This is a genomic window from Ensifer sp. ENS09 (assembly GCF_014852425.1).
Taxonomy (GTDB): domain Bacteria; phylum Pseudomonadota; class Alphaproteobacteria; order Rhizobiales; family Rhizobiaceae; genus Ensifer.
The window spans coordinates 113,596-135,580 of sequence record NZ_JACVBP010000001.1 but is presented as its reverse complement, the minus strand read 5'-3'; the positions used below and the strand labels follow the sequence as shown (position 1 = coordinate 135,580).

Sequence of the window (21,985 nt, the reverse complement as noted above, 5' to 3'; positions counted from 1 at the left end):
AGCGGCGATGTCGCGCCCCGTCGCGATCATCGGCGCCGGCATCGGCGGCCTCACGGCTGCCCTGTGCCTCGCCCGGCGCGGCTTCGAAGTCGACATCATCGAACGGGCAACGGCGCTGACCGAGGTCGGCGCCGGCCTGCAGCTCTCGCCGAACGCCTCCCGTATCCTCATCGAGCTCGGCCTGCTGGCGCAGCTTGAGAGTGTGTGGACGGAGCCAGAGCGCATCGGGCTCGTTGACGGCCGCTCTCTGCGCGCGCTTGCCAGCGTACCGGCCGGGACCTTCGCGCGCCGCCGCTGGCATGCGCCCTATGCCGTTCTCCACCGCGCCAGCCTTCAGAGAATCCTGTTTCAGGCTGTTCAATCCGAACTGCGCTGCCGTCTCCACCTCGGATGCCAGATCGACAAGCCCGGGGACCAGGCGATCGCGGCAGTGACGGGGCGCATGCCGGACGTCGTCATCGGCGCCGACGGCATCTGGTCGCGGCTGCGCGAGACCGTGCCCGCCGCCGGCCGTGTCCGGTTCTCGGGCAATATCGCCTGGCGCATGACGCTTGCAGGCGACGTTGCCGCGGGCGTGCTCAACCGCGGTGAGGTCACCGCCTTCCTCGGCCCGCGCGCCCACCTCGTTGCCTATCCTCTGCGGGAAGTCGGCGGTTTCAATCTCGTCGCCATCATCGAGGGCAAGGAGACCGACGCGATCTGGGTCGGCAAGGATTCGGACGCGCGGCGCCAGGATTGCCTCAACGCCTTTTCCGATTGGAGCCCAGGCATCCGCTCGCTTCTCGATAAGGCCGTGGCGCCCACCTACTGGCCGCTCTGCACCGTCGACGACGGCGCCTGGCATGATGGTCAAAAAACAGTGCTGATCGGCGACGCGGCCCATGCGATGACGCCCTTTGCGGCGCAAGGTGCGGCCATGGCCATCGAGGACGCATCCGCGCTTGCGGCTTGCCTGTCTGAAAACCTCAGCGTCGCGGATTCCTTGCGGAAATTCGAGGCGCTTCGCAGGCCACGCATCGCGCGCGTCCGCCGCCGTGCGGCCTTCAACCATTTCGCCTATCACGCCCGCGGCCCGGTGCGTATCGGCCGCGACATGGTGTTGAAGCTCAAGGGGCCCGACGCGCTGGCAGCCGACCTCGACTGGCTCTACGGCTACGGGGCGCCGGAACGCTAGGAAGCCGCAGCCCGCTGCAATTTGGCCCGGCTCACCCGGCGAACCTCCCCCAGAAAAGCAAAACGCCGCGGATAACCGCGGCGCCCGTTCCTGTGCTTGTCAGACTGCGTTTGCCGCAGCCAGCCCCGCTTCGATGTCGCGGCGGATGTCCGGCACATCCTCAAGGCCGATCTGCAGCCGGAGAACCGGTCCCTCCGTCGGCGCCAGCGCAACCTTGCGATCGCCGAGACCGACGTGGACTGCGAGGCTTTCGAAGCCGCCCCAGGAATAGCCAAGCCCGAAGAGCCTGAGCGCATCGAGGAAGGCGTGCGCCTTGGCCTTGAAGCGGTCCGGGCTCTCCGCCTTCAGCACGAAGGAGAAGATGCCGCTCGCGCCGGTGAAATCGCGCTTCCAGAGCTCGTGGCCGGGGAAGCTCGGCAGCGCCGGATGCAGCACGCGGGCCACTTCGTCGCGTGTTTCCAGCCACTTCGCCAGTGTCAGTGCGCTCTCCTGGTGCCGCTCCAGGCGGATGCCCATGGTGCGAAGGCCACGCAGGATCTGGTAGCTGTCATCGGGCGAGACGCAGACGCCGAGCGTCACCATCGCCTCCGTCAGGGCCGGCCAGTGCTCGGCATTGGCCGAGACGGTACCGAAGAGCACGTCCGAATGGCCGGACGGATATTTGGTCGCCGCATGGATCGACACGTCGACGCCATGGTCGAGCGGCTTGAAGTAGACCGGCGTCGCCCAGGTATTGTCCATGGTGACGATGCAGCCATGGCGATGGGCGGCATCGGCGATGGCGCGGATGTCCTGCATTTCAAAGGTGTTCGAGCCCGGCGCTTCGGTGTGTACCAAGCGCGTGTTCGGGCGGATCATGCTCTCGATCGCAGCGCCGATCATCGGATCGTAGTATTCGACTGTGACGCCAAGGCGCTTCAGCATCGTGTCGCAGAAATGGCGCGTCGGGAAGTAGACCGAATCGACGATCAAGGCGTGGTCGCCGGCCGAGAGATAGGCGAGGAATGGCACCGTGACCGCCGCCAGCCCCGACGGTACGAGGATCGTTCCGGCGGACCCTTCGAGTTCGTTGATCGCGTCGCAGAGCGCGTCCGTGGTCGGCGTCCCGCGCGTGCCGTAAGTGTACTTCTGCGCCCGCGTCTCCATGGTCTTGGCGTTCGGGAACAGCACCGTGGAGGCGTGCACGACCGGCGGATTGACGAAGCCGAAGTAATCGGAGGGGTTGTTGCCGCTATGGGCGAGACGCGTGTTGATGCCTGCCTTGCCGTTCACATTGCCACTGTCTGCCATTGCTCATTCCGCTTCTAGATTTCGAATGCAAAACTCTTCGAACGAGCCACAATCGCGGTCAAGTGGCAAAAATCATGAAGCGTCGTTTTGACCGTCGCGAGGCCACTTCTGGCGAATTTTCCGCCAGAGCGCGCTCCACACCCCCAAGATCTGCCTAACTTTCTGGCTTGTTTCGAGTTTTTCACATGCAAAACCAGAAAATCGGCGGCCTCTCTTGACCCTCATGGAAATTGAGCATGAGATAGCCGACACTCGCGCCAGGAGGGTGGCGGAGGCTCACCGCGCTAGGAGACGCGACGGTGCAGACGGGAACTAACGACAACAGAAAAAGGTTCTAAAAATGGCAAAAAGAATTCTGACAGCTCTCGTTGGCGCTGCTGTCATGGGGATTGGCACACAGGCGGCTTCGGGCGCTACTCTTGATGACGTCAAAGCCAAGGGCTTTGTCCAGTGCGGCGTGAACACCGGTCTCGCCGGCTTCGCAGCGCCGGATGCTTCGGGCAACTGGAGCGGTTTCGACGTAGACTACTGCAAGGCAATCGCCGCCGCGATCTTCGCGGATGGCAGCAAGGTGAAGTACACCCCGACCTCCGCCAAGGAACGCTTCCCGGCGCTGCAGTCGGGCGAAGTCGACGTCCTTGCCCGTAACACCACCTGGACGATCAACCGCGACACCGCGCTCGGCTTCAACTTCCGCCCGGTCAACTACTATGACGGCCAGGGCTTCATGGTTCGCAAGGGCCTGAACGTGAAATCTGCGCTGGAGCTTTCGGGCGCCGCTGTCTGCGTGCAGACCGGCACCACCACCGAACTCAATCTCGCCGACTACTTCAAGTCGAACAACCTGCAGTACAATCCGGTCGTTTTCGAAAAGCTTGAAGAAGTCAACGCCGCCTATGACGCCGGCCGTTGCGACGTCTACACGACCGACCAGTCCGGCCTTTATTCGCTGCGTCTGACGCTGTCGAAGCCGGACGATCACATGATCCTGCCGGAAATCATCTCGAAGGAGCCGCTCGGCCCGGCCGTGCGCCAGGGTGACGACCAGTGGTTCGATATCGTCAGCTGGGTTCACTACGCGCTGATCCAGGCTGAAGAGTTCGGCGTCACCCAGGCCAACGTCGAAGAAATGAAGAAGTCCACCAACCCGGACGTTCAGCGCTTCCTCGGCGTCGAAGCTGACTCGAAGATCGGCACCGACCTCGGCCTCACCAACGAATGGGCCGTGAACGTGATCAAGGCCGTCGGAAACTACGGCGAAGTCTTCGACCGCAACATCGGCGCTGGCAGCCCGCTCAAGATCGAGCGCGGCCTCAACGCGCTGTGGAACAAGGGCGGCATCCAGTACGCTCCTCCGGTCCGCTAAAGCGAACCGAAAATACCGGGGAAGCGGACAACTGCTTCCCCATCCCAACGATAAAAACACCCAAAAGGGTGAAAAGGGGAAAGAGGCATTGCATGGCGATTGGCGTCACAACTACGCCTGAAAAATCGAAACCGTCGGGGTCGATCATCAACGACCCGCAGGTCCGCGGCATCTTTTATCAGGTTATTACCGTCGTCCTACTCGGGGCCTTCGTCTATTGGGTGGCCGACAACACGATCGAGAATCTCAAACGGGCGAACATCGCTTCCGGTTACGGCTTCCTCAATGGACGCGCCGGTTTTGACGTCGGGCAGTCACTGATCGCCTATACCAGCGATTCCACCTATCAGCGCGCACTTGTCGTCGGCCTGCTCAACACATTGCTGGTCGCCGTCTGCGGTATTTTCACCGCCACCATCATCGGCTTTGCAGTCGGGATCGGCCGCCTGTCGCACAACTGGCTGATCGCCAAGCTGTCGCTCGCCTATGTCGAGATCTTCCGCAACATCCCGCCGCTGCTGGTCATCTTCTTCTGGTACAGCGGCGTCCTGGCGATCCTGCCGCAGCCGCGTGAATCGGCAGCACTGCCGCTCAACATGTTCCTCAACAACCGCGGCCTTGCCTTTCCCAAGCCGATCTTTGGCGACGGTTCGCTGTACACGGTTCTAGCCTTTGTCCTCGCGATCGTCGCCAGCTTCCTCCTGTCACGCTATGCGCGCAAGAAGCAGGAGGCCACCGGACAGCGTTTCCCGGTTCTTTGGGCGTCGCTCGGCCTGATCATCGGTCTGCCGTTGTTGGTCTTCCTTGCCACGGGATCGCCGATCACCTTCGACGTCCCCGTCGCCGGCAAATTCAACCTCACCGGCGGCTCGGTCATCGGACCGGAATTCCTGTCGCTGTTCCTGGCGCTCTCGTTCTACACGGCCGCCTTCATAGCCGAGATCGTGCGTGCCGGCATCCGCGGCGTATCCAAGGGGCAGACGGAAGCCGCGCACGCGCTCGGTGTACGCCCCGGCCTGACGACACGACTGGTGGTGGTTCCGCAAGCGCTCCGGATCATCATTCCGCCGCTCACCAGCCAGTATTTGAACCTTACCAAGAACTCGTCGCTCGCCGTTGCGATCGGTTACGCGGATCTTGTCGCCGTCGGTGGCACAATCCTCAACCAGACAGGACAATCGATCGAGATCGTCACGATCTGGATCGTCGTCTACTTGTCGCTGAGCCTTGCGACGTCGCTGTTCATGAACTGGTTCAATGCCCGCATGGCCCTGGTGGAGAGATAAGATCATGAACACACACCAGGCAACTTTTGTCCGTACCTCAATGATCGAAGGGTCCGCCCCGCCGGTCGCCGAAGGTGGCATCGTCCATTGGCTGCGCGAAAACCTGTTCGCGACGCCAAAGGATGCGGTGCTCACCATCGTCAGCCTGCTTGCGCTTGCGTGGCTCGTGCCTCCGGCCATCCAGTGGCTCTTCATCGACGCCGCCTGGACCGGCGGCGGCCGTGGCGTTTGCGCCACGGTTGCTCAAGGAGGCTCGCAGCCGGATGGCTGGAGCGGTGCGTGCTGGGCCTTCGTCAACGCAAAACTCGACCAATTCGCCTACGGCCGCTACCCGCTCGATGAGCGTTGGAGACCGACGCTGGTCGGCATCCTCTTCGTGCTTTTCCTCATTCCGATGTTGATCCCGAAGGCTCCCTTCAAGGGCATCAACGCCATCCTGCTCTTCGCCGTGCTGCCGATCATTTCCTTGATCCTGCTTCCCGGCGGCTGGTTCGGACTGACCTACGTCGAGACGCCGCTCTGGGGCGGTCTGATGGTGACGCTCATCCTTTCGTTCGTCGGTATTGCCGTGTCGTTGCCACTCGGGATTCTTCTGGCACTGGGGCGGCGATCGCATATGCCTGTGATCAAGATGCTCTGCACCGCCTTCATCGAACTGGTGCGCGGCATCCCTCTGATCACCGTGCTCTTCATGGCGAGCGTCATGCTGCCACTGTTCTTGCCGCAGGGCGTCACCTTCGACAAGTTCCTGCGTGCACTGATCGGCGTGTCGTTCTTCGCCTCGGCCTACATGGCCGAAGTGGTGCGCGGCGGCCTCCAGGCTATCCCGAAGGGGCAGTATGAGGGCGCGGATTCCCTCGGTCTCAGCTTCTGGCAGAAGATGAACCTCATTGTGCTGCCACAGGCGCTGAAGCTTGTGATTCCGGGCATCGTCAACACCTTCATCGGCCTCTTCAAGGACACGTCACTGGTGTCGATCATCGGCATGTTCGACCTGCTCGGCATCGTCCGCTTCAACTTCACGGACGCCAACTGGGCCTCTTCGGTGACGCCGATCTCAGGGCTAATTTTCGCTGGCTTCATATTCTGGCTTTTCTGCTTTGGTATGTCGCGCTATTCAGGTTTCATGGAACGCGTGCTCGACACGGCCCATAAACGATAAAATGAGGGGAGGATCGCATGGCAAACGCAGCCACTGCTTCCAAAATGACTGTTTCCGCAACGGATGTTGCGGTCGAAATCACTGGAATGAACAAGTGGTACGGGGACTTCCACGTCCTTCGTGACATCAACCTGAAGGTTATGAAGGGCGAGCGCATCGTCATTGCCGGCCCGTCGGGCTCCGGCAAGTCGACGATGATCCGCTGCATCAATCGCCTCGAAGAGCACCAGAAGGGCAAGATCGTCGTCGACGGCATCGAGCTCACCAACGATCTGAAGAAGATCGACGAAGTGCGCCGCGAAGTCGGCATGGTATTCCAGCACTTCAACCTCTTCCCGCACCTGACGATCCTCGAAAACTGCACGCTTGCGCCGATCTGGGTGCGCAAGATGCCGAAGAAGCAGGCCGAAGAAATCGCGATGCACTTCCTGAAGCGCGTCAAAATCCCCGAACAGGCCAACAAGTATCCGGGCCAGCTTTCGGGCGGCCAGCAGCAGCGCGTGGCGATCGCCCGTTCGCTGTGCATGAAGCCGAAGATCCTGCTCTTCGATGAGCCGACCTCGGCGCTCGACCCGGAAATGGTCAAGGAAGTGCTCGACACCATGGTGTCGCTCGCCGAAGAAGGCATGACCATGCTGTGCGTGACCCATGAAATGGGCTTCGCACGCCAGGTGGCCAACCGCGTGATCTTCATGGACCAGGGCCAGATCGTCGAGCAGAACTCGCCGGCCGAGTTCTTCGACAATCCGCAGCACGAGCGCACCAAGCTTTTCCTCAGCCAGATCCTGCACTAGGATCGGCCGAGACGACACGAAAAGAAGCCCGCCTCATCGAGGCGGGTTTTTTCGTCCTAGCCGTTCTCGATCCTACTCGACGCGATAGCGCAGGGTGCCAACCGACCAGTGGATGCCGCGCGTGTCGAGATCCTCTGTCCAGTTCTTCTGCAGCCGCGCGACGATCTCGCTAAAGGTCTCGCGCGCATCGACCTCCACCTTGAGGCCCCGCGACATTGGCGCAAGATCGCTCAGGTCGACCGCATCGCTGACGACAAGCGCAACGAAAATGCCGTCCCCCTCACCCGATGCCTCGAAATCGAAGCCGTAATATTCATCCGGCAAGGTCAGCGGCACGCCCGGCGCCAGCGTCGTGATCTTTTGCGCAAACTCGTTGGGAAATATCTGTGTTGCCTTGCCCTGGCCGCTGACATCGAAAAGCAGGAGATTGCCGGCCGTGCGGCTGTTGACCGTCAGTTTGAAGACCTCACCGGCCTTCATGGTGGTCGGCCTATCGATCGAGAGCATGACATCGCCGGCTTCGCTCTTGCCGATGATATCACCGATGGCATCGATGGCGTTGACCGCCTGATAGACCGGCACCGCCGCATCCGGGGTGTTCGCGTTCTGGTCCGCGCCCTGCCCGTTGCCATCCGCATCGCGCTTTTCCGGCACCATCGCGCTGTCGCCGAGCGCCTCGGGCTTGCCGTCCAGTTGCGGGTCGAGATTGCCGCATTCTTCCTGCGAGGCGCAGTAGGACGCAGATTGCGCCTTTACATACTCCAGAAGCTCGGCGTTGCTCGTCAATCCGTTGCCATTGGCATCGGCAGCGTTGCCGGTCTGGCCGGCGACGAAGGCTGCGGTGAAAACACCATGCCGATCCGCAGTCGGAAGCCGGGCATCGTCCCAGGCGACCTGATAGGGCGCCGCCGCGCTCCAGGCGGTCACCCCGGCTTCCACGAGCTTCGTCTTGTCGACGAGGGCAAGATCGATCCGAAGGCCGCGGGTCAGCGCCTGCTCGACCGGCTTGGCATCGGGACGCGGGAGAAAGCGGGCGCCGTCGATAGGTTTCGCAATGTCCTCGGACAGCGACCGGGAGATCGTGCCGGAGTGACAGGCATCGATCACGACCGTCACCGCGCGCCCCTTCAGGCGCTCCAGCACCGCATCGATCTCGTCGTCGAGGACAGCGCCTTGCCAATCCGTTTCGCCGGCAGCGATGTCGGCAGGCGCAATCGCTTCATCCAGCCCATCCGCCTCATCGCCATCCGCATCCGTCACCTGCAGGCCGTGGCCTGAAAAATAGAGATAGACGCGATCGCCGGGCTTGGTCGCATCGACAAGCCAGCCGTTCATGGATGACAGGATTTCCGCTCTGGTCGCCTGCCCGTCCTTCAGCACGCGGATCGACGTACTGTCGAAGCCGAGCCGTTCCGTAAGCAGCTTTTGCATCGCGATGAGGTCGTTTGCCGGCCCCGGCAGCGAAAACTCCGCCGGCAGGTTCTGATAATTGCCGACCCCGATCAGCAAAGCCCGATCGCCGGCGACCACAGGAGCGGTGAGAAGCGTGAAACACGCAAGGATATGGAAGAACGACACCCACGATCTCAGGCTCGCGCTCATTGGCCCTGACCTCTCGTGTAAAGCGGTTGAACGGCAATCGTACTTTCGCTCCCCTCCAGGCGCGTTTCGAGCAAGCGCAGCAACGCCGCGGCATCGAGGTTCGAATTGGCGAAGGCGGCCGCGATCGCATCGACAGGCGCATTGGTCGCGATGGCGACCAGATGGTCCGCGCCGAAGGGTTTGACCACTTCCAGGTCACGCAGCTTGAAGGCATGGCTTTCGCTTCCGGCAATCTGCACGTCGAGCAGCTGCGCTTCACCTGTGTTGGCGAGGTTGAAGACCAGCATGTTGGCATAGCCGCCCTGCGGCGCCTCCACATTCAGGCGGTCGCCGGCAAAATAGATGTCCTTGACGGGTTTTAGCGAAACGGCCCCCGGGCTCTGCGCCGCCAGCGCCTTCAGAAAATCCACCAGGATGAATTTGTCGACCACGCCCTGGAGCCTTTCGGGCGCGACATGTTCGGCGGCGACGTCTCCGTTCGGCGTATAGAAGACCCCGGATGCTGCCTCCCACCGATAGGGCATGCCATCGCCGCCGATATTGGCAAGATCAGGCATCTCACCGACGACGCGCAATGGCAGCGTACCCGTCCATCCGGTTTCGCGTGGCGACTTCAGCGTCTGCTTCGTGCCACTCGCTGTTGGCGCCACGCCGAACTTGGCGCTGCGCGGCAGGGACAGCACGATCTCCTTGTCGGAGCGCGCCAACTGCGGCGTGAAGTTCGGCACCTGCAAGGCTTCCGATTGCAGCTTGACGTTGGAAAACACATAGTCTTCGAGTTCGACCCGCGAAATCCGACCGTCACCGTCGCGATCGGCGGCGCCTTCCAATGCACGGGCAAAGCTCCAGCTCAGGGCGCCGCGCGGCTCGCCGCCGATCACCACCTCCGGCGTCGGCTGGCTTTCGAGCGATGCGGCGAGGATCGTCACCTGCGACAGCTCCACATCCCTCACCTTGGCGCCGGACAGCGCCTCCTTCGACGGCGGCGGCACCTTGGCGCGCACCATCGGCGCCAGCCGCGTCTTGCCGGAGATCGAGCGGTTCATGCCGCCGGAATAGCAGCTGTCGGAGACGAACAGCACGTGAATGCCCTTGGCTTCCGCCTCCGCGAACCAGGCGCTGAGCTCATTATCCACGATGATTTCGCTCGCCGTCTCCTCGGCACGTGCCCGGTCGAAGCCCGGCAATTCCAGAAATTCGTCGAGCCCGTCTTCCTCGCTGCCGGCGACCAGCTCCGGCATCTGCGCACCGTGCCCGGCATAGGTGAAGACGATCGTATCGCCGCGCGTCGCTCCCGCGACCAAATCGATCCAGGCGGAGCGTATGGCCGCCTTCGTTGCCTGCTCATTGACGAACTGGCGGATCGGGCCGACGTCAGCCGCCTTCAGCGCCTGCGCCACATCGAGCGCATCCTTGACCGCGCCGTCGAGGCTCACTTCGTGCGGATAGACATCGACGCCGACAACAAGCGCCGAGGTCGCCGCGGTGGCGACGGATGCAGGCAAGGCGATCAAGCCTGTCGCCAACAGGATTTCGCGCGGCCCCTTCACTTGCCCACATCCACTTCCACCCGCCGGTCGAGCTGGTTCAGCATCATCTCGTCATAGGCACTCGGATCGTCCGGCTTGAACGGCTCCTCCTCGCCTTTGCCGACCACGGTCCAGGTGCCGGGATAGCCTGCATCGACAAGGTAATGCGCCAGGGCCTCGGCACGGGCGATCGACAAGACCATGTTCGCCTCTGGCGTGCCGACCGGGTCGGTGTGACCGATCAGGGTGATTGCGGGCGGCTTTGCCGACTTCAGGCATTCGAACAGATCCTTGGCCGACTCGAGGCCTTCAGGCGTGAACTCGGCCGTGCCGAAGACATAGCGCACCGGCGTCGCCTTCTTCCGGATCGAGACACCGCGATAGGAAAACTTGCAGGCGCCGCGCGCGGCGAGCTTGACCGGCTTGGTTGCGGCGAGCCGCATTTCCGAGGCCAGGCGATCCAGCCGCTCGATATGGGCCTTGTCCGGCGCCATCCAATCGGGCGTCAGCTCCTCGTTTGCCGCATCCTCCAGTGCCTGCTGATAGGCTGTCGCCGCGGCGTCGTAATCCTTGCGCTCGCGCTTGATATCGCCGAGCGCGTCGAGGATTTGCCAGGGGCCGCCGGCGTCGCGGCTTGCGGCCGTCAGCTCCGCTTCGAAGGTATCAAGCTTGGCGCCCTGCCCCACCGCGGCCGCAATGCGGTTGAAGGTTGCGAGCGCCACGACGCGCCGGGTCAGCGCGATCTCGGTCGCCGAGCAGCCCTTCATGTTTATGGGATCGGCCGCCACCTTGGTGCCGGCCTCGTCGGCGCGGTTCAACGCCTCCGAAGCCAGACGAAGGCCGTTGCAGGCCATGGCCGGCGCGGTGAAGACCGCCAAAGCGGCCGAAGCGAGGAGAAATGCCCGTAGCTGAACCATGGCTCGCCCATCAATCCTTGATCTCGAACGTCACCATCTGAACACTGCTGGCACCGGCATCGCCCTGCGCCCGCTTGGCCAGGTTGATCGCCAGCCCCCGCGTCGGCGGCAACCGCGACGTCGCGACATACTGCCGTGCCTTTTCCACCGTCAGCCTCTGGTCGCCGAGGCCGCCGGCGCGACAGAAGGCCAGCATCGTTTCGGCCGGCGCCGGCGTGTCGAAGGTCAGCGTGCCTGTGCCCGGCTGCGGGATCAGGCGCCGCTCGCCCGGCTTAAGCGTGGTGTTGCCGATCATGACGTCGGGGATGACCTCGACATTGCCGTTCTCCTCGACATAGAGGATCTGCAGTTCGCAGGCCTGGTTGGCAGTGAGTTCGAAGGAAAGCTCGTCGCCGACCTTCGCTGTCGTCGACTTCACGTTCAGTGCCAGTTCGAGCTTGTGGTCAGCCCCCGCATCGTCCTTGCGATAGTCCGGCACGGCGGCGGCGATCGACTGCGGCCTGGCGTCCGCCATCGGCTCGGAACCGGCAACGTTGATCGCCGTCGTGTCGAGCGGACGCCGCTGGGTGAGCGGCGCCATCAGCAACGCATATTGCTGCTCGACCTCGTTGCGCGGAATGGTGCCGCCGGCTTCCAGCGTCGTCACCCAGTCGAGCCCGAGGCGCAGGACATCGGTGTTTGTAACCCGCTTGATCGCCTCGGAGAATTGCTTAGGCGTCATGTCGAACTCGGCCGCCAGGGCATCGAAATCGAGTTCGTCCTCGTACTTGTCGGCGAAGTAGGTGATGATCTCGGCCTCGCCCGGCGCGTGCTTGCTCTGGAGGCCGCCATCGGGCGTCGGCTCGGTGACGCCGAGCACCTTCAGCGCGTTGACGAAGCGCTCCCGGTCCCTGCGATAGGTTTCGTCCAGTTCCTCCTGCTTCACATACATCGCAAGCAGTACATCCTGCTGGTCCTTGCTGAAGAGCGTCGATGTCTCGATCTGCTCGCGCAACTGATCACGCTTCGAAAGGATACCGTCGGCGTGGCAATCGACGCAGGACCGCGCATTGATGATCTCGACACCTTTGCCGATCGGTCGCTTACGGAACGACACGATCGTCGTCGGCCCGACGTCGAGCTGCTTTCCAGCTGATGTCGAGAGGTAGTAGCCCTGCAGGCCGTTCGGCAACGAGAAGATCATCTCGCCACCGTCATGCTCGAACGGCACGAGGCCCGCATCGAGCGGCGCCAACTCCCTCGGCCCGTGCGGGAAACGCTTCAGCACCTGCTTGCCGACGTCGCCGCCAAAATCATAGGACTTCCAGTAGTAGCCGCCGAACGGCATGTCGTGCCGCTCGAGCATGCGGTTGTGGTCGGAAACCCCGGACGATCCGTCGGCAAACCCGGCGCGCAGCACGTCGCGCCTGCGAATGTTGCCGGCGACGTCGATCTTGAAGCGCCTTTCGAGTTCGGCGATCTGGGTCGGCAACTTCATCAGACGGTTGTAGATCTCCGGCCGCGCGCCGTTGCTCATGAACCAGTCGACCCGCATGATCGGCAGTTGCGTCGCCGTTTTCTTGGAGAGCGCCGAAAGCGACGCGTCGCTGTCGGGATCGATCCCATAGAAGTAGCGCTTGATCAGGAAGTCATAGTCCGCCGTATCCCATTGCAGTTCGCGCAGATCGACGCGCACCAGCAAGCCGTTGGTGCCGTCGACCTCTGTCGGCAACACCAGTTTCGGCCCGTAGGAAAGCGAATTCAGAAGCTTCTTGAAGCCGCCGGCAAGCACGTCCATCCGTTTCATGAAGGTCTGGTCGTCCTCGCAGCCCATCATGCCGTTGTACTGGTCGCGGTAGGAGAAGTAGCGCATGTAAGGGCGGTCGAGGGCGCTGACCGTCTCGATGTCCTTCAGCGCCGCGTCGACGAACTCGCCATAACCCAACATCGGGCGGGCGCGCGCCGGTTTCGCGGCGACCGTCTGCGGCAAGCTCTTTTCGTTCAGAGCGTTGATCCAGTCCTCCAGGACCTTGATCTCCTCGGCAGAGGGCCGCTTGCCGAGCGGCATGCGGCCGCTGACGACAGTCGCGTAGAGCCGTGACTTCGAGGCGTCACCGGGGGTGACGAAGTTTGCGTCGGCGGCAATCGAAGCGAGGTCGCCTGCCGGGTAGCTGCCTTGCGAACTCTCGCCCGGTCCGTGGCAATTGCGGCAATATCTGCCGATGAAGGCATCGGCCTGCTGCGCCAGCGCCGCATTGCCGCCGCCCAGCGCTTCGGTCGCCGTGCTCTCCTTGCAGACGGCCGTGACCGATTGCGCCACCGGCGCCGGCGCCTTTACCTCGCGATCGGCAAGGAAGGCATAGATCGCACGGCGATCGTCGTCCGAAAGAACGCCCAGCCCCCTGGCGATACGCCGCATCACCGGATCGCTGATCGGCGCGCCCGAGAGCTTCTTGCCTTCCTCGATCAAGCCCTTGGTGAAAACGTCGGGCGAGGCAAGACCGGCCATCTTCGCCTTGCTGATGTCGGGCGCGACCGCGCCGCTCAGATCTTTTTCGCCCTCATAAGCGCGCTCCAGGTCGAGCCCGTAGGTCGTGGTGCGCGGCGTGTGGCAATCGCCGCAGCCGCCGACATTCTCGACCAGATAGCGACCGCGCTCGGCTTGCGTCTCCTCGCGCGGCTGGTAGGCCGGCACCGTGAAGTGACTGCGCTTCCAGAGCGTGATCGTCGTCTGGCGACTGAAGGGGAAGGCTATCTCATGCTCTTTGGACGCCGCATCCGCCTGGGGCAACGTCTCGATGTAGGCCTTGATGTCGAGCGCATCCTCCGGCTTCATGCCGCCATAGGAGGTGTAGGGCATGACCGGATAGAGGTTGTTGCCCTCCCGGTCGAGACCGACCAGCACGGCGTTCAAAAACTGCGCGTTGGTCCAGCCGCCGATGCCATCGGCGTGTGGCGATATGTTCGGCGCATAGAAGGTGCCGATCGCCGTCTTCATCTCCATGCCGCCCGATAGCAGTTCGGTGTTGTCGCCGGAGCCGTGGCAGGCGCCGCAGCCTGCGGCGTTGAACATGTACTTGCCGTTGTCGACATTGGCCTTGTAGGTGGAGAAGGCATCTTCCGCGAAGGCATCGCGCGCCGAGGCGCTAGCGGGACAGAGCGAGACGGCGACCAGCGCCGCGAATGAAGCGGCCAAAGATCCACGGATAAACCCGGACAAGAACGAGGCGCCTTCTCGCTTTCTCTGCAGACCGCGCATGAAACCCACTCCCTAAAACAATAGAATCGCTACTGAAATCTGCTGCACTATCGAAACTGAAATTGCTCGAATTCAACCCGCTTCGGCCGCTTGCCGAGATCTTTCAGGCCCTTGACGATCGCCTCCCTGAGGGGTGGCGGACCGCAGAACCAGAGATCGGCGTCCGCCGGATCGATCGCGCTGCCGCTCGCAAGCTTGGCCGCGTCCAAGCGCCCGTCCACGGAGCTGTCGTGCAGGACAAACGTGAAGTTTCCGAGCTTTCCGGCCTGCCCCTCGAAGGTTTCCAGGCCGATCGCCTCGCGCCGATCGCGCACGCAATAGACCATGTGGATGTCCTGCCCTTCTTGGCCCGTCAGATGCCGCGCCATCGCCAGGAACGGCGTGACGCCGATGCCGCCGGCGAGCCAGATCTGCTTCTTGCCGCCACGGCGGTGGTTGAAGCGGCCATAACCGCCCTCGAGCTTCAGCCGGTCACCGACAGCGATGCCGTCGCGCAGGGCCTGGGTGTAATCGCCAAGCGGCTTGATCGCGAAGCGCACGATGCCGTCAGGTTCGATACCGGCAATCGTGAACGGATGCGGCTCACGCAGCCCCGGCTTCAGCACTCGCAGAAAACCGAACTGCCCGGGCTTGGCGCGCAGGGCACGCCGCAGCGGCCGCGCCGCAATCACCGTCGCCCCGTCCTCGCGGGCGACATCGAAGACTTCGTAGCCGCGGGTTCGCAGCCAGGGCAGCAGCTGGGTATAGGCATAGCTGAGGATGCCAAGCGTCGCGAACATGTTGAGATAGACAGCCAGAAGCGCGGTGCCGTCATAGGGACGCTTGATGAACATCTGATGGAAGGCGACCATGATGAAAAACAGGCCGATGAAGCGGTGCGTATACCGCCACAGATGGTACGGAATCTCGATCTTCGTCCGCGGGATGATCTTGACGATGCTGAGAACGAGCAGAACGACGAAACCGTAAAACGCGTACTCTCCGGCGGATGCGGCAAGCTGGTTCAGCCCGCTCGTCAGCGCCAGGCCCTTGAAGTCGGGTTTCAGGAAATAATGCACGAGGATGAGGCACAGCACCGAAATGCCGATCCTGCGGTGAAAGTGATAGACGCGGTCGAGGCCACCAAAGAGCGCTTCTACGAACGGCGGGCGCGCGGCCATGAACTGGGCGACCGCCATGCCGACGAAGGCGGCAGAGGAGGCCATCAGCGAAAACGTCGTCAATGCATTGGTGTGACTGACTGCGGGTACGGCCAGCAGCGCCGCAAATGCCATTAAGGACCAGACCAGAAACGCGCCCACTTGCATCTTGCGCCCCTCAACGCCGATGGCTGACGGTTGTTGCCCAACCTTGTGCCTGTTGCCTTCGATCGCCTACGACCAAGGAAACAGCAACCAGGTTCTTGCCGCAACGGCCTTCACACCTCTTTCGTGTGCGGGCCTTGTTGGGAGAGTGGCAAGCACCTTTCGGTTCGTCAACACGATTCCGATTGGAAACGTCCTATGAGGTTCGCTTATTCATGCCTTTGAAATTCGTATTTTTTAAGCATTCACTTATTTTATCGTGCGCGTCGGAAAACCGCCGCTTGTGACAGGCGTAAATCCGGACAATCTGGGCGCTTGCCTGGCTGCAGGAATTCGTGCAAGCTGCTGATATATCAGCACCAAAGGAACGGCATGTCACCGCAATCCCAGGCTCACCTCGCCTACCTCGCGCTCGAACGCCTGATCGTCACGTTGAAGCTCGAGCCCGGCGCCCTGGTCACCGAGAGACAGCTGATCGAACTTGCCCGGCTTGGGCGAACACCGGTTCGCGAGGCGATCCAGAAGCTGGCCTGGCAGGGTCTCATGGATATCCGTCCCCGCGTCGGCTTGCAAATCACCACGATCCGGCCGGACGACCAGGTGCATGTCATGCAGACGCGCCAGAAGCTGGAGCCGCTTGCGGCCGCTCTGGTCGCAGCGCACGCAAGCGCCGAAGACAGAAGTGCGATGAAAGCCTGCGGTGCGGAGATGGCCGCCTGCCTCGAGGCAGGCGATATGGAGGGCTTTCTCGTCGCCGACAAAGTGTTCGACGAACTGATGGAAGAAGCCTGCCCGAACCGGTTCCTGACTGCAGCGCTTGCGCCGCTGCAGACACATGCCCGCCGCATCTGGTTTGCTTCGTCCTCGCCCGAAAAGATGGCCGGCTCGGTCCGCCGCCACGTCACGGTGATCGATGCGATCGAGCGGGCCGATGCGGAAAGTGCGTCGGCCGCGATGGCGGAGCTGATGAGCTATCTGTCGGACGCCTGAGAAGGTGTCACCTTCACCAAAAGAAACCACGTCAAACAATTGCTTTCACAGTGGTTTCGTCGAAGCACTTCAGGCCGCCGGGATCATGCTGCCGGTCTTCAGCCGACGTACATGCCAGTCGAAAGACTCTTCCAGAATGTGCGGCGTCTGTCCACCGCGGGTGGCGACTGCGCGGCTAAAGTAATCCGACAGGAGCGCCCGATAGGCCGGGTGGCAACAGTTCTCGATGATGGCCGGTGCGCGCTCGCGCGGCGCCAGGCCGCGCAGATCCGCAAGGCCGTGTTCGGTCACCAGGATATCGACGTCGTGCTCCGTGTGGTCGACATGGGAGACCATCGGCACGACGGATGAAACCGCCCCGCCCTTGGCTACCGACTTGGCAACGAAGATCGACAGGAAGGCGTTGCGGGCGAAATCGCCGGAGCCGCCGATACCGTTCATCATGTCGGTGCCGCCGACATGGGTCGAGTTGACGTTGCCGTAGATATCGAATTCGAGCGCCGTGTTGATGCCGATGACGCCCAGGCGACGGATAATCTCCGGGTGGTTGCTCACCTCCTGCGGACGGAGCACCAATTTGTCCTTGTAGGCGCCGATGTTGCGGAACACCCGATCGGCCCAGGCGCTGGAGAGCGTCATCGACGAGGCCGAGGCAAAGCTCAGCTTGCCCGCTTCGAAAAGCTCGAAGGTGCTGTCCTGCAGCACCTCGCTATACATGCGCAGGTCATGGAACGGGCTGTCGACGAGGCCGCTCAGCACCGAATTGGCGATGACGCCGATGCCGGCCTGCAGCGGATTGAGCGTCATGTCGAGCCGCCCCTTGCGTACCTCTTCCTCAAGGAAGCCGATCAGATGCCCCGCGATCGCCGTCGTTTCCGCATCCGGCGGCGAGATCCGCGCGGCGCTGTCCTCCTTCTCGGTGACGACGATGGCAACGATCTTCTCGGGATCGACGGGGATGTAGGGTGAACCGGCGCGGCTGTCGCAGGCGACGACCGGGATTGGCGTGCGGCTCGGGCGCTTCGCCGGAATGAAGATATCGTGCAGGCCTTCGAGTTCGGGACTATGGCTGAGATTGAGTTCGACGATTACCTTCTTCGCCAGGATCGCGAAGCTTGCGGAATTGCCGACCGAGGTCGACGGAACGATGCCGCCGTCTTCGGTGATCGCCACCGCCTCGACCACCGCATAGTCGATGGGACTGATCTGGCCGGAGCGCAACTGCTCCACGGTCTCCGACAGATGCTGGTCGATGAACATCACCTCGCCGCGGTTGATCGCAGCGCGCAGAACCGGGTCCGACTGGAATGGCAGACGCCGGGCAAGAACTCCCGCCTCCGTCAGGGTCTTGTCGATGTCATGACCGAGCGAGGCGCCCGTCATCAGCTTGATGCGAAACTTCTCCCGAGCGGCCCGTTCGGCCATGGCAAGCGGCACGGCCTTCGCGTCGCCGGCCTTGGTGAAGCCGCTCATGCCGATGGTCATGCCGTCCTTGATCAGCGCGGCCGCTTCTTCCGGCGTGGCGATGCGATCACGCAGCGGTTTGCAGCGGATCCTGGCTTCCAGGTCGGTTGGTGAAACATGGCTCATCGGGCACTCCCAGAAATGGCCCACGAGGCTCATATCAGGACGGCGCGGGCTTGGTTCGTCGTGCGCCTATTTTCGCATGTCTGCGTGCGCACGCTATGAAGATTTGCAGGAGCACGATAGCCGCTGGGACCGCAGGGCGGTACGCAGAATGGGAAAGGCGGAGCTACCGCCGACGCATAGCTCGATGGCATTTCGCCTTAAACGACGAGGGGCGCACCCTTGGCGCGCCCCTCGAACGATAAATTGCACAAAAAAGGGTCAGCCGACGAAGGCGCGTTCGATCACGAATTCGGCCGGCTTGTTGTTGGCGCCTTCGGTGAGACCTGCGGCCTCGAGGATTTCCTTGGTGTCCTTCAGCATCGCGGTCGAGCCGCAGATCATGCCGCGATCGACAGCCGGATCGAGCGGCGGCAGGCCGAGATCGGAGAAGAACTTGCCGTTGACCATCAGGTCGGTGATGCGGCCCTTGAACGGGAAGTCCTCGCGGGTCACGGTCGCATAGTGGCGCAGCTTGTCGCCGACGATCTCGTTCAGGAATTCGTGGTTGCGGATTTCCTCGACCAGATCGAAGCCGTATTTCAGCTCGGCGACGTCGCGGCAGGTATGGGTGAGGATGACTTCCTCGAATTTTTCATAGGTCTCGGGATCACGGATCAGGCTTGCGAAGGGTGCAATGCCGGTGCCGGTCGAGAACATGTAGAGACGGCGGCCGGGAACCAGCGCGTCGAGCACCAGCGTACCAGTCGGCTTCTTGCGCATCAGCACCTTGTCGCCGGGCTTGATCCCCTGCAGGTGCGAGGTCAGCGGGCCATCCGGCACCTTGATCGAGAAGAATTCGAGTTCTTCGTCCCAGGCGGGGCTGGCGATCGAATAGGCGCGATAGACCGGCTTGTCGCCGACCATCAGGCCGATCATCGCGAATTCGCCCGAGCGGAAGCGGAATTCGGCAGGGCGGGTCATGCGGAAGCGGAAGAGTCGATCCGTATAGTGTTCAACGCTGGTAACCGTCTCGACGTAGACGCCCGCCGGTGCCTGGATCGCGAAATCTTCCGTTTTTGCCGGAGCATTCATCTTAGCTACAAGTCCTGTAATGATGACCCTGTTTATCAACAATGACCGGATATTCCAAGCCACGCACAATGGGAAGGAAATCCCTTCCAAATATAGTCGCTTTCGGAAATTTCGGCGTGCTTCACACTGTCGCGGCCTTCGGCAGTCTCAGGAGACCCGCCGCCAGCTGTAAGACTTCGCATCGGCGGACGGCTTCGCCGTCGGTTGATAGTGAACGGCGATGCCAGGAAGACGTCCTTCTGTCAGGCGCTTCAATGCCGTCGCATTGCTGACGGCAAAGCTGTCGACACCACAGCGCAGCATCAGCGGGATCTGGTCGATCAACACGTCACCGACCGCCCTCACCTCGCCGGTAAAACCAAGACGCGCACGCAGCAGCGACGCATGGCTGAAGGCGCGGCCATCATTGAACGCCGGGAACGCGACTGCCACCAACGCCAGGCGATCGAGGTGTGGTGCAAGCTTCGTCACGTCGTCGGCGGGCGCGATGACCACACCGAGACCGGTTTCGTCGCTGTCTGCGACCTTGACCAGGAAGGCGTCGAGACCGACGATCGCCTTCTCGTTCGAGCCTGCCTTGGTTTCCTCCGTCTCGATGATCCAGGGATCATCGCCCACGAAACCGGTTTCCTTCCAGATTTTCGTCATGTCTGTTCCTCGGAGCCTCAGGCAGCTTCCTGCGCGCTGCCGTAGAGCGCATCCTTGAAGGGTAGTGGGCCGACGCGGCGATAGGCTTCGAGGAAGGTCTCGTCCCTGTCGCGGCGCAGTCCCAGATAGGTGTCGACGATCGTCTCGACGGCGTCGGTCACTTTCTCAGGCTCGAAGCCGCGGCCGATGATCTCGCCGATCGAAGTGTTCTCATCGCCGGAGCCGCCAAGCGTGATCTGATAGAGTTCCGCACCCTTCTTTTCAACGCCAAGCAGGCCGATATGGCCGACATGGTGATGACCGCAGGCATTGATGCAGCCGGAGATCTTGATCTTCAGCTCGCCGATCTCGGCCTGACGCTCCGGCGCACCGAAGCGGGTGGAAATCTCCTGCGCCACCGGGATAGAGCGCGCATTGGCAAGCGCGCAGTAGTCCAGCCCAGGACAGGCGATGATGTCGGTAATCAGCCCGGCATTGGCGGTGGCAAGACCGGACGCGACCAGCGCGCGGTAGACCGGCTCGAGATCGGCCAGCGCCACATGCGGCAGGATCAGGTTCTGCTCGTGGCTGACGCGGATTTCGTCGAAGGCATATTCCTCGGCGATATCGGCAACGGCATCCATCTGCGCGTCACTGGCGTCGCCCGGAATGCCGCCGATCGGCTTCAGCGAGATCGTCACCATGCCGTAGTCCGGGTGCTTGTGCGGCTGCACGTTCTGCTGCACCCAGCGGGAAAATTCCGGATCGGTCTTCTTCCAGCGCGCGAGGCTCTCCCAGCCTTCGGCGCGGCTTTCGAGGGCCGGCGGCGCGAAATAGGCGGAGATCGCCTGGATGTCCGTCTCCGGCAGCTTCAGTTCGGTGTCCTTCAGCGCCGCGAATTCGACCTCGACCTGACGCGAGAGTTCTTCGGCACCGGTTTCGTGCACGAGGATCTTGATGCGGGCCTTGTACTTGTTGTCGCGGCGGCCGTGCAGGTTGTACACGCGCATGATCGCCGTGGTGTAGGAGAGCAGATCCTCTTCCGGCAGGAAGTCGCGGATCTTCTTGGCGATCATCGGCGTGCGGCCCTGGCCACCGCCGACATAGACGGCAAAGCCGATGCGGCCGTTTTCGTCCTTCTTCAGGTGCAGGCCGATGTCGTGAACCTGGATCGCCGCGCGGTCGCGCTCAGCGCCCGTGACGGCGATCTTGAACTTGCGCGGCAGGAACGAGAACTCCGGATGCACGCTCGACCACTGTCTCAGGATTTCGGCATAAGGCCTTGGATCAGCGACTTCATCGGCCGCTGCACCGGCGAAGTGATCGGCGGTGACGTTGCGAATGCAGTTGCCAGAGGTCTGGAGCGCGTGCATCTCGACGCTTGCGAGTTCCTGAAGGATATCCGGCGTGTCCGACAGACGCGGCCAGTTGTACTGGATGTTCTGGCGCGTGGTGAAGTGACCGTAGCCGCGGTCATACTTGCGCGCGATATGGGCGAGCATGCGCATCTGGCGGCTCGACAGCGTGCCATAGGGAATGGCGACGCGCAGCATGTAGGCGTGAAGCTGCAGATAGACGCCGTTCATCAGGCGCAGCGGCTTGAAGGCGTCTTCGGCGAGCTCACCGCTCAGGCGGCGCTCGACCTGATCGCGAAACTGTTCGACGCGGGAGGATACGAAGGCGTGGTCGAATTCATCGTAACGGTACATCGGGTATCGGTTCCTCAGGCAGCGTGTTTCGGGCTGGAAAGGCCATTGTAGCCGGCAGCATACGGGATCGACGGGCCCTCGGCGCGGATGCGCTCGCGCATGCGCAGCGGACGAAGCGTGCCGTTGACCTCTTCGACATCGACGACGTTCGCATCAACAACCTTGTTGTCGTCGAACGCCTGCTTGCCGGTGGCTTCGAGCGCCGTCACGGCCTCGGCATGGCGGGCGATGAAGGCGTCCTGAAGCTGCTCGACCCAGTTGCCCGCGGCATCCAGCCAGACGGAGATGCCGTCCGAAAGTCGATTTGCCGTCAAAACCTTGCTCACCATGACCTCT

The 21,985-nt window shown here is 62.5% G+C and carries 17 protein-coding genes; 6 read left to right on the top strand and 11 right to left on the bottom strand.

Annotation, left to right across the window (positions count from 1 at the left end; all coding sequences use genetic code 11):
• Positions 1-7: 7 nt before the first annotated feature.
• Positions 8-1,174 (top strand): FAD-dependent monooxygenase, encoded by a 1,167-nt coding sequence (locus IB267_RS00745; protein WP_192446030.1) that lies wholly within the window; start codon positions 8-10, stop codon positions 1,172-1,174.
• Positions 1,175-1,273: 99 nt separating this feature from the next.
• On the opposite strand, the gene IB267_RS00740 is transcribed toward IB267_RS00745, so the two are convergent.
• Positions 1,274-2,464 carry a cystathionine beta-lyase gene (locus tag IB267_RS00740; protein WP_192446029.1) on the bottom strand — a complete coding sequence of 397 codons (1,191 nt, stop codon included), beginning with the start codon at positions 2,462-2,464 and terminating at the stop codon, positions 1,274-1,276.
• A 340-nt stretch (positions 2,465-2,804) separates the two neighbouring features.
• Here IB267_RS00740 and IB267_RS00735 point away from each other — a divergent pair, with 340 nt between their 5' ends.
• The 4 genes from IB267_RS00735 to IB267_RS00720 all read left to right on the top strand — a co-directional run bounded on the left by IB267_RS00735 (position 2,805) and on the right by IB267_RS00720 (position 7,072).
• On the top strand, positions 2,805-3,830 hold the full coding sequence (locus IB267_RS00735) for an amino acid ABC transporter substrate-binding protein (protein WP_034796750.1): 1,026 nt from the start codon (positions 2,805-2,807) through the stop codon (positions 3,828-3,830).
• Between the two features lie 92 nt (positions 3,831-3,922).
• A complete protein-coding gene (locus tag IB267_RS00730) occupies positions 3,923-5,116 on the top strand; it encodes an amino acid ABC transporter permease (protein ID WP_034796751.1) in 1,194 nt (397 codons plus the stop codon).
• Between the two features lie 4 nt (positions 5,117-5,120).
• Positions 5,121-6,278, top strand: a complete 1,158-nt coding sequence (locus IB267_RS00725) for an amino acid ABC transporter permease (RefSeq protein WP_034796753.1) — start codon at positions 5,121-5,123, stop codon at positions 6,276-6,278.
• A 17-nt stretch (positions 6,279-6,295) separates the two neighbouring features.
• Positions 6,296-7,072, top strand: a complete 777-nt coding sequence (locus IB267_RS00720) for an amino acid ABC transporter ATP-binding protein (RefSeq protein ID WP_064816988.1) — start codon at positions 6,296-6,298, stop codon at positions 7,070-7,072.
• A gap of 72 nt (positions 7,073-7,144) precedes the next feature.
• Here IB267_RS00720 and IB267_RS00715 read toward each other — a convergent pair whose 3' ends face one another.
• The 5 genes from IB267_RS00715 to IB267_RS00695 form a co-directional block, all read right to left on the bottom strand.
• On the bottom strand, positions 7,145-8,674 hold the full coding sequence (locus IB267_RS00715) for a caspase family protein (protein ID WP_192446028.1): 1,530 nt from the start codon (positions 8,672-8,674) through the stop codon (positions 7,145-7,147).
• Positions 8,671-10,224: a caspase family protein gene (locus IB267_RS00710; RefSeq protein WP_192446027.1), complete on the bottom strand. Its 1,554-nt coding sequence runs from the start codon at positions 10,222-10,224 to the stop codon at positions 8,671-8,673. Before IB267_RS00710 ends, IB267_RS00715 begins: the two co-directional genes overlap by 4 nt.
• Positions 10,221-11,120: an OmpA family protein gene (locus tag IB267_RS00705; protein ID WP_192446026.1), complete on the bottom strand. Its 900-nt coding sequence runs from the start codon at positions 11,118-11,120 to the stop codon at positions 10,221-10,223. The genes IB267_RS00710 and IB267_RS00705 overlap by 4 nt, the downstream gene beginning before the upstream one ends.
• 10 nt (positions 11,121-11,130) lie before the next feature.
• The gene (locus IB267_RS00700) at positions 11,131-14,295 is read right to left on the bottom strand and encodes a c-type cytochrome (protein WP_192446025.1); all 3,165 of its coding nucleotides are present in this window, start codon (positions 14,293-14,295) and stop codon (positions 11,131-11,133) included.
• 110 nt (positions 14,296-14,405) lie between these two features.
• Positions 14,406-15,665, bottom strand: coding sequence for a ferric reductase-like transmembrane domain-containing protein (locus tag IB267_RS00695; protein WP_192446024.1), 1,260 nt, complete (start codon positions 15,663-15,665; stop codon positions 14,406-14,408).
• Positions 15,666-16,034: 369 nt separating this feature from the next.
• Between IB267_RS00695 and IB267_RS00690 the strand changes: the two genes are divergently transcribed.
• Positions 16,035-16,652, top strand: a complete 618-nt coding sequence (locus tag IB267_RS00690; protein ID WP_192446023.1) for a GntR family transcriptional regulator — start codon at positions 16,035-16,037, stop codon at positions 16,650-16,652.
• 69 nt (positions 16,653-16,721) lie between these two features.
• On the opposite strand, the gene IB267_RS00685 is transcribed toward IB267_RS00690, so the two are convergent.
• From IB267_RS00685 to IB267_RS00665, 5 genes are all read right to left on the bottom strand, one after another.
• Positions 16,722-18,242: an acetyl-CoA hydrolase/transferase family protein gene (locus IB267_RS00685; protein ID WP_192446022.1), complete on the bottom strand. Its 1,521-nt coding sequence runs from the start codon at positions 18,240-18,242 to the stop codon at positions 16,722-16,724.
• Between the two features lie 258 nt (positions 18,243-18,500).
• Positions 18,501-19,313 (bottom strand): ferredoxin--NADP reductase, encoded by an 813-nt coding sequence (locus IB267_RS00680; protein ID WP_034795721.1) that lies wholly within the window; start codon positions 19,311-19,313, stop codon positions 18,501-18,503.
• Positions 19,314-19,460: 147 nt separating this feature from the next.
• On the bottom strand, positions 19,461-19,961 hold the full coding sequence (locus tag IB267_RS00675; RefSeq protein WP_192446021.1) for a DUF934 domain-containing protein: 501 nt from the start codon (positions 19,959-19,961) through the stop codon (positions 19,461-19,463).
• 17 nt (positions 19,962-19,978) lie between these two features.
• Positions 19,979-21,649: a nitrite/sulfite reductase gene (locus IB267_RS00670; RefSeq protein ID WP_192446020.1), complete on the bottom strand. Its 1,671-nt coding sequence runs from the start codon at positions 21,647-21,649 to the stop codon at positions 19,979-19,981.
• A gap of 14 nt (positions 21,650-21,663) precedes the next feature.
• The gene (locus IB267_RS00665; protein WP_192446019.1) at positions 21,664-21,978 is read right to left on the bottom strand and encodes a DUF2849 domain-containing protein; all 315 of its coding nucleotides are present in this window, start codon (positions 21,976-21,978) and stop codon (positions 21,664-21,666) included.
• Positions 21,979-21,985 lie beyond the last annotated feature (7 nt).

Bases quoted from the DNA above. Each gene is read 5' to 3' on its own strand.
- IB267_RS00715 (WP_192446028.1), bottom strand. From the start codon at position 8,674: ATGAGCGCGAGCCTGAGATCGTGGGTGTCGTTCTTCCATATCCTTGCG.
- IB267_RS00720 (WP_064816988.1), top strand. From the start codon at position 6,296: ATGGCAAACGCAGCCACTGCTTCCAAAATGACTGTTTCCGCAACGGAT.
- IB267_RS00735 (WP_034796750.1), top strand. From the start codon at position 2,805: ATGGCAAAAAGAATTCTGACAGCTCTCGTTGGCGCTGCTGTCATGGGG.
- IB267_RS00680 (WP_034795721.1), bottom strand. From the start codon at position 19,313: ATGAATGCTCCGGCAAAAACGGAAGATTTCGCGATCCAGGCACCGGCG.
- IB267_RS00745 (WP_192446030.1), top strand. From the start codon at position 8: ATGTCGCGCCCCGTCGCGATCATCGGCGCCGGCATCGGCGGCCTCACG.
- IB267_RS00690 (WP_192446023.1), top strand. From the start codon at position 16,035: ATGTCACCGCAATCCCAGGCTCACCTCGCCTACCTCGCGCTCGAACGC.
- IB267_RS00725 (WP_034796753.1), top strand. From the start codon at position 5,121: ATGAACACACACCAGGCAACTTTTGTCCGTACCTCAATGATCGAAGGG.
- IB267_RS00685 (WP_192446022.1), bottom strand. From the start codon at position 18,242: ATGAGCCATGTTTCACCAACCGACCTGGAAGCCAGGATCCGCTGCAAA.
- IB267_RS00675 (WP_192446021.1), bottom strand. From the start codon at position 19,961: ATGACGAAAATCTGGAAGGAAACCGGTTTCGTGGGCGATGATCCCTGG.
- IB267_RS00670 (WP_192446020.1), bottom strand. From the start codon at position 21,649: ATGTACCGTTACGATGAATTCGACCACGCCTTCGTATCCTCCCGCGTC.
- IB267_RS00705 (WP_192446026.1), bottom strand. From the start codon at position 11,120: ATGGTTCAGCTACGGGCATTTCTCCTCGCTTCGGCCGCTTTGGCGGTC.
- IB267_RS00740 (WP_192446029.1), bottom strand. From the start codon at position 2,464: ATGGCAGACAGTGGCAATGTGAACGGCAAGGCAGGCATCAACACGCGT.
- IB267_RS00695 (WP_192446024.1), bottom strand. From the start codon at position 15,665: ATGCAAGTGGGCGCGTTTCTGGTCTGGTCCTTAATGGCATTTGCGGCG.
- IB267_RS00730 (WP_034796751.1), top strand. From the start codon at position 3,923: ATGGCGATTGGCGTCACAACTACGCCTGAAAAATCGAAACCGTCGGGG.
- IB267_RS00665 (WP_192446019.1), bottom strand. From the start codon at position 21,978: ATGGTGAGCAAGGTTTTGACGGCAAATCGACTTTCGGACGGCATCTCC.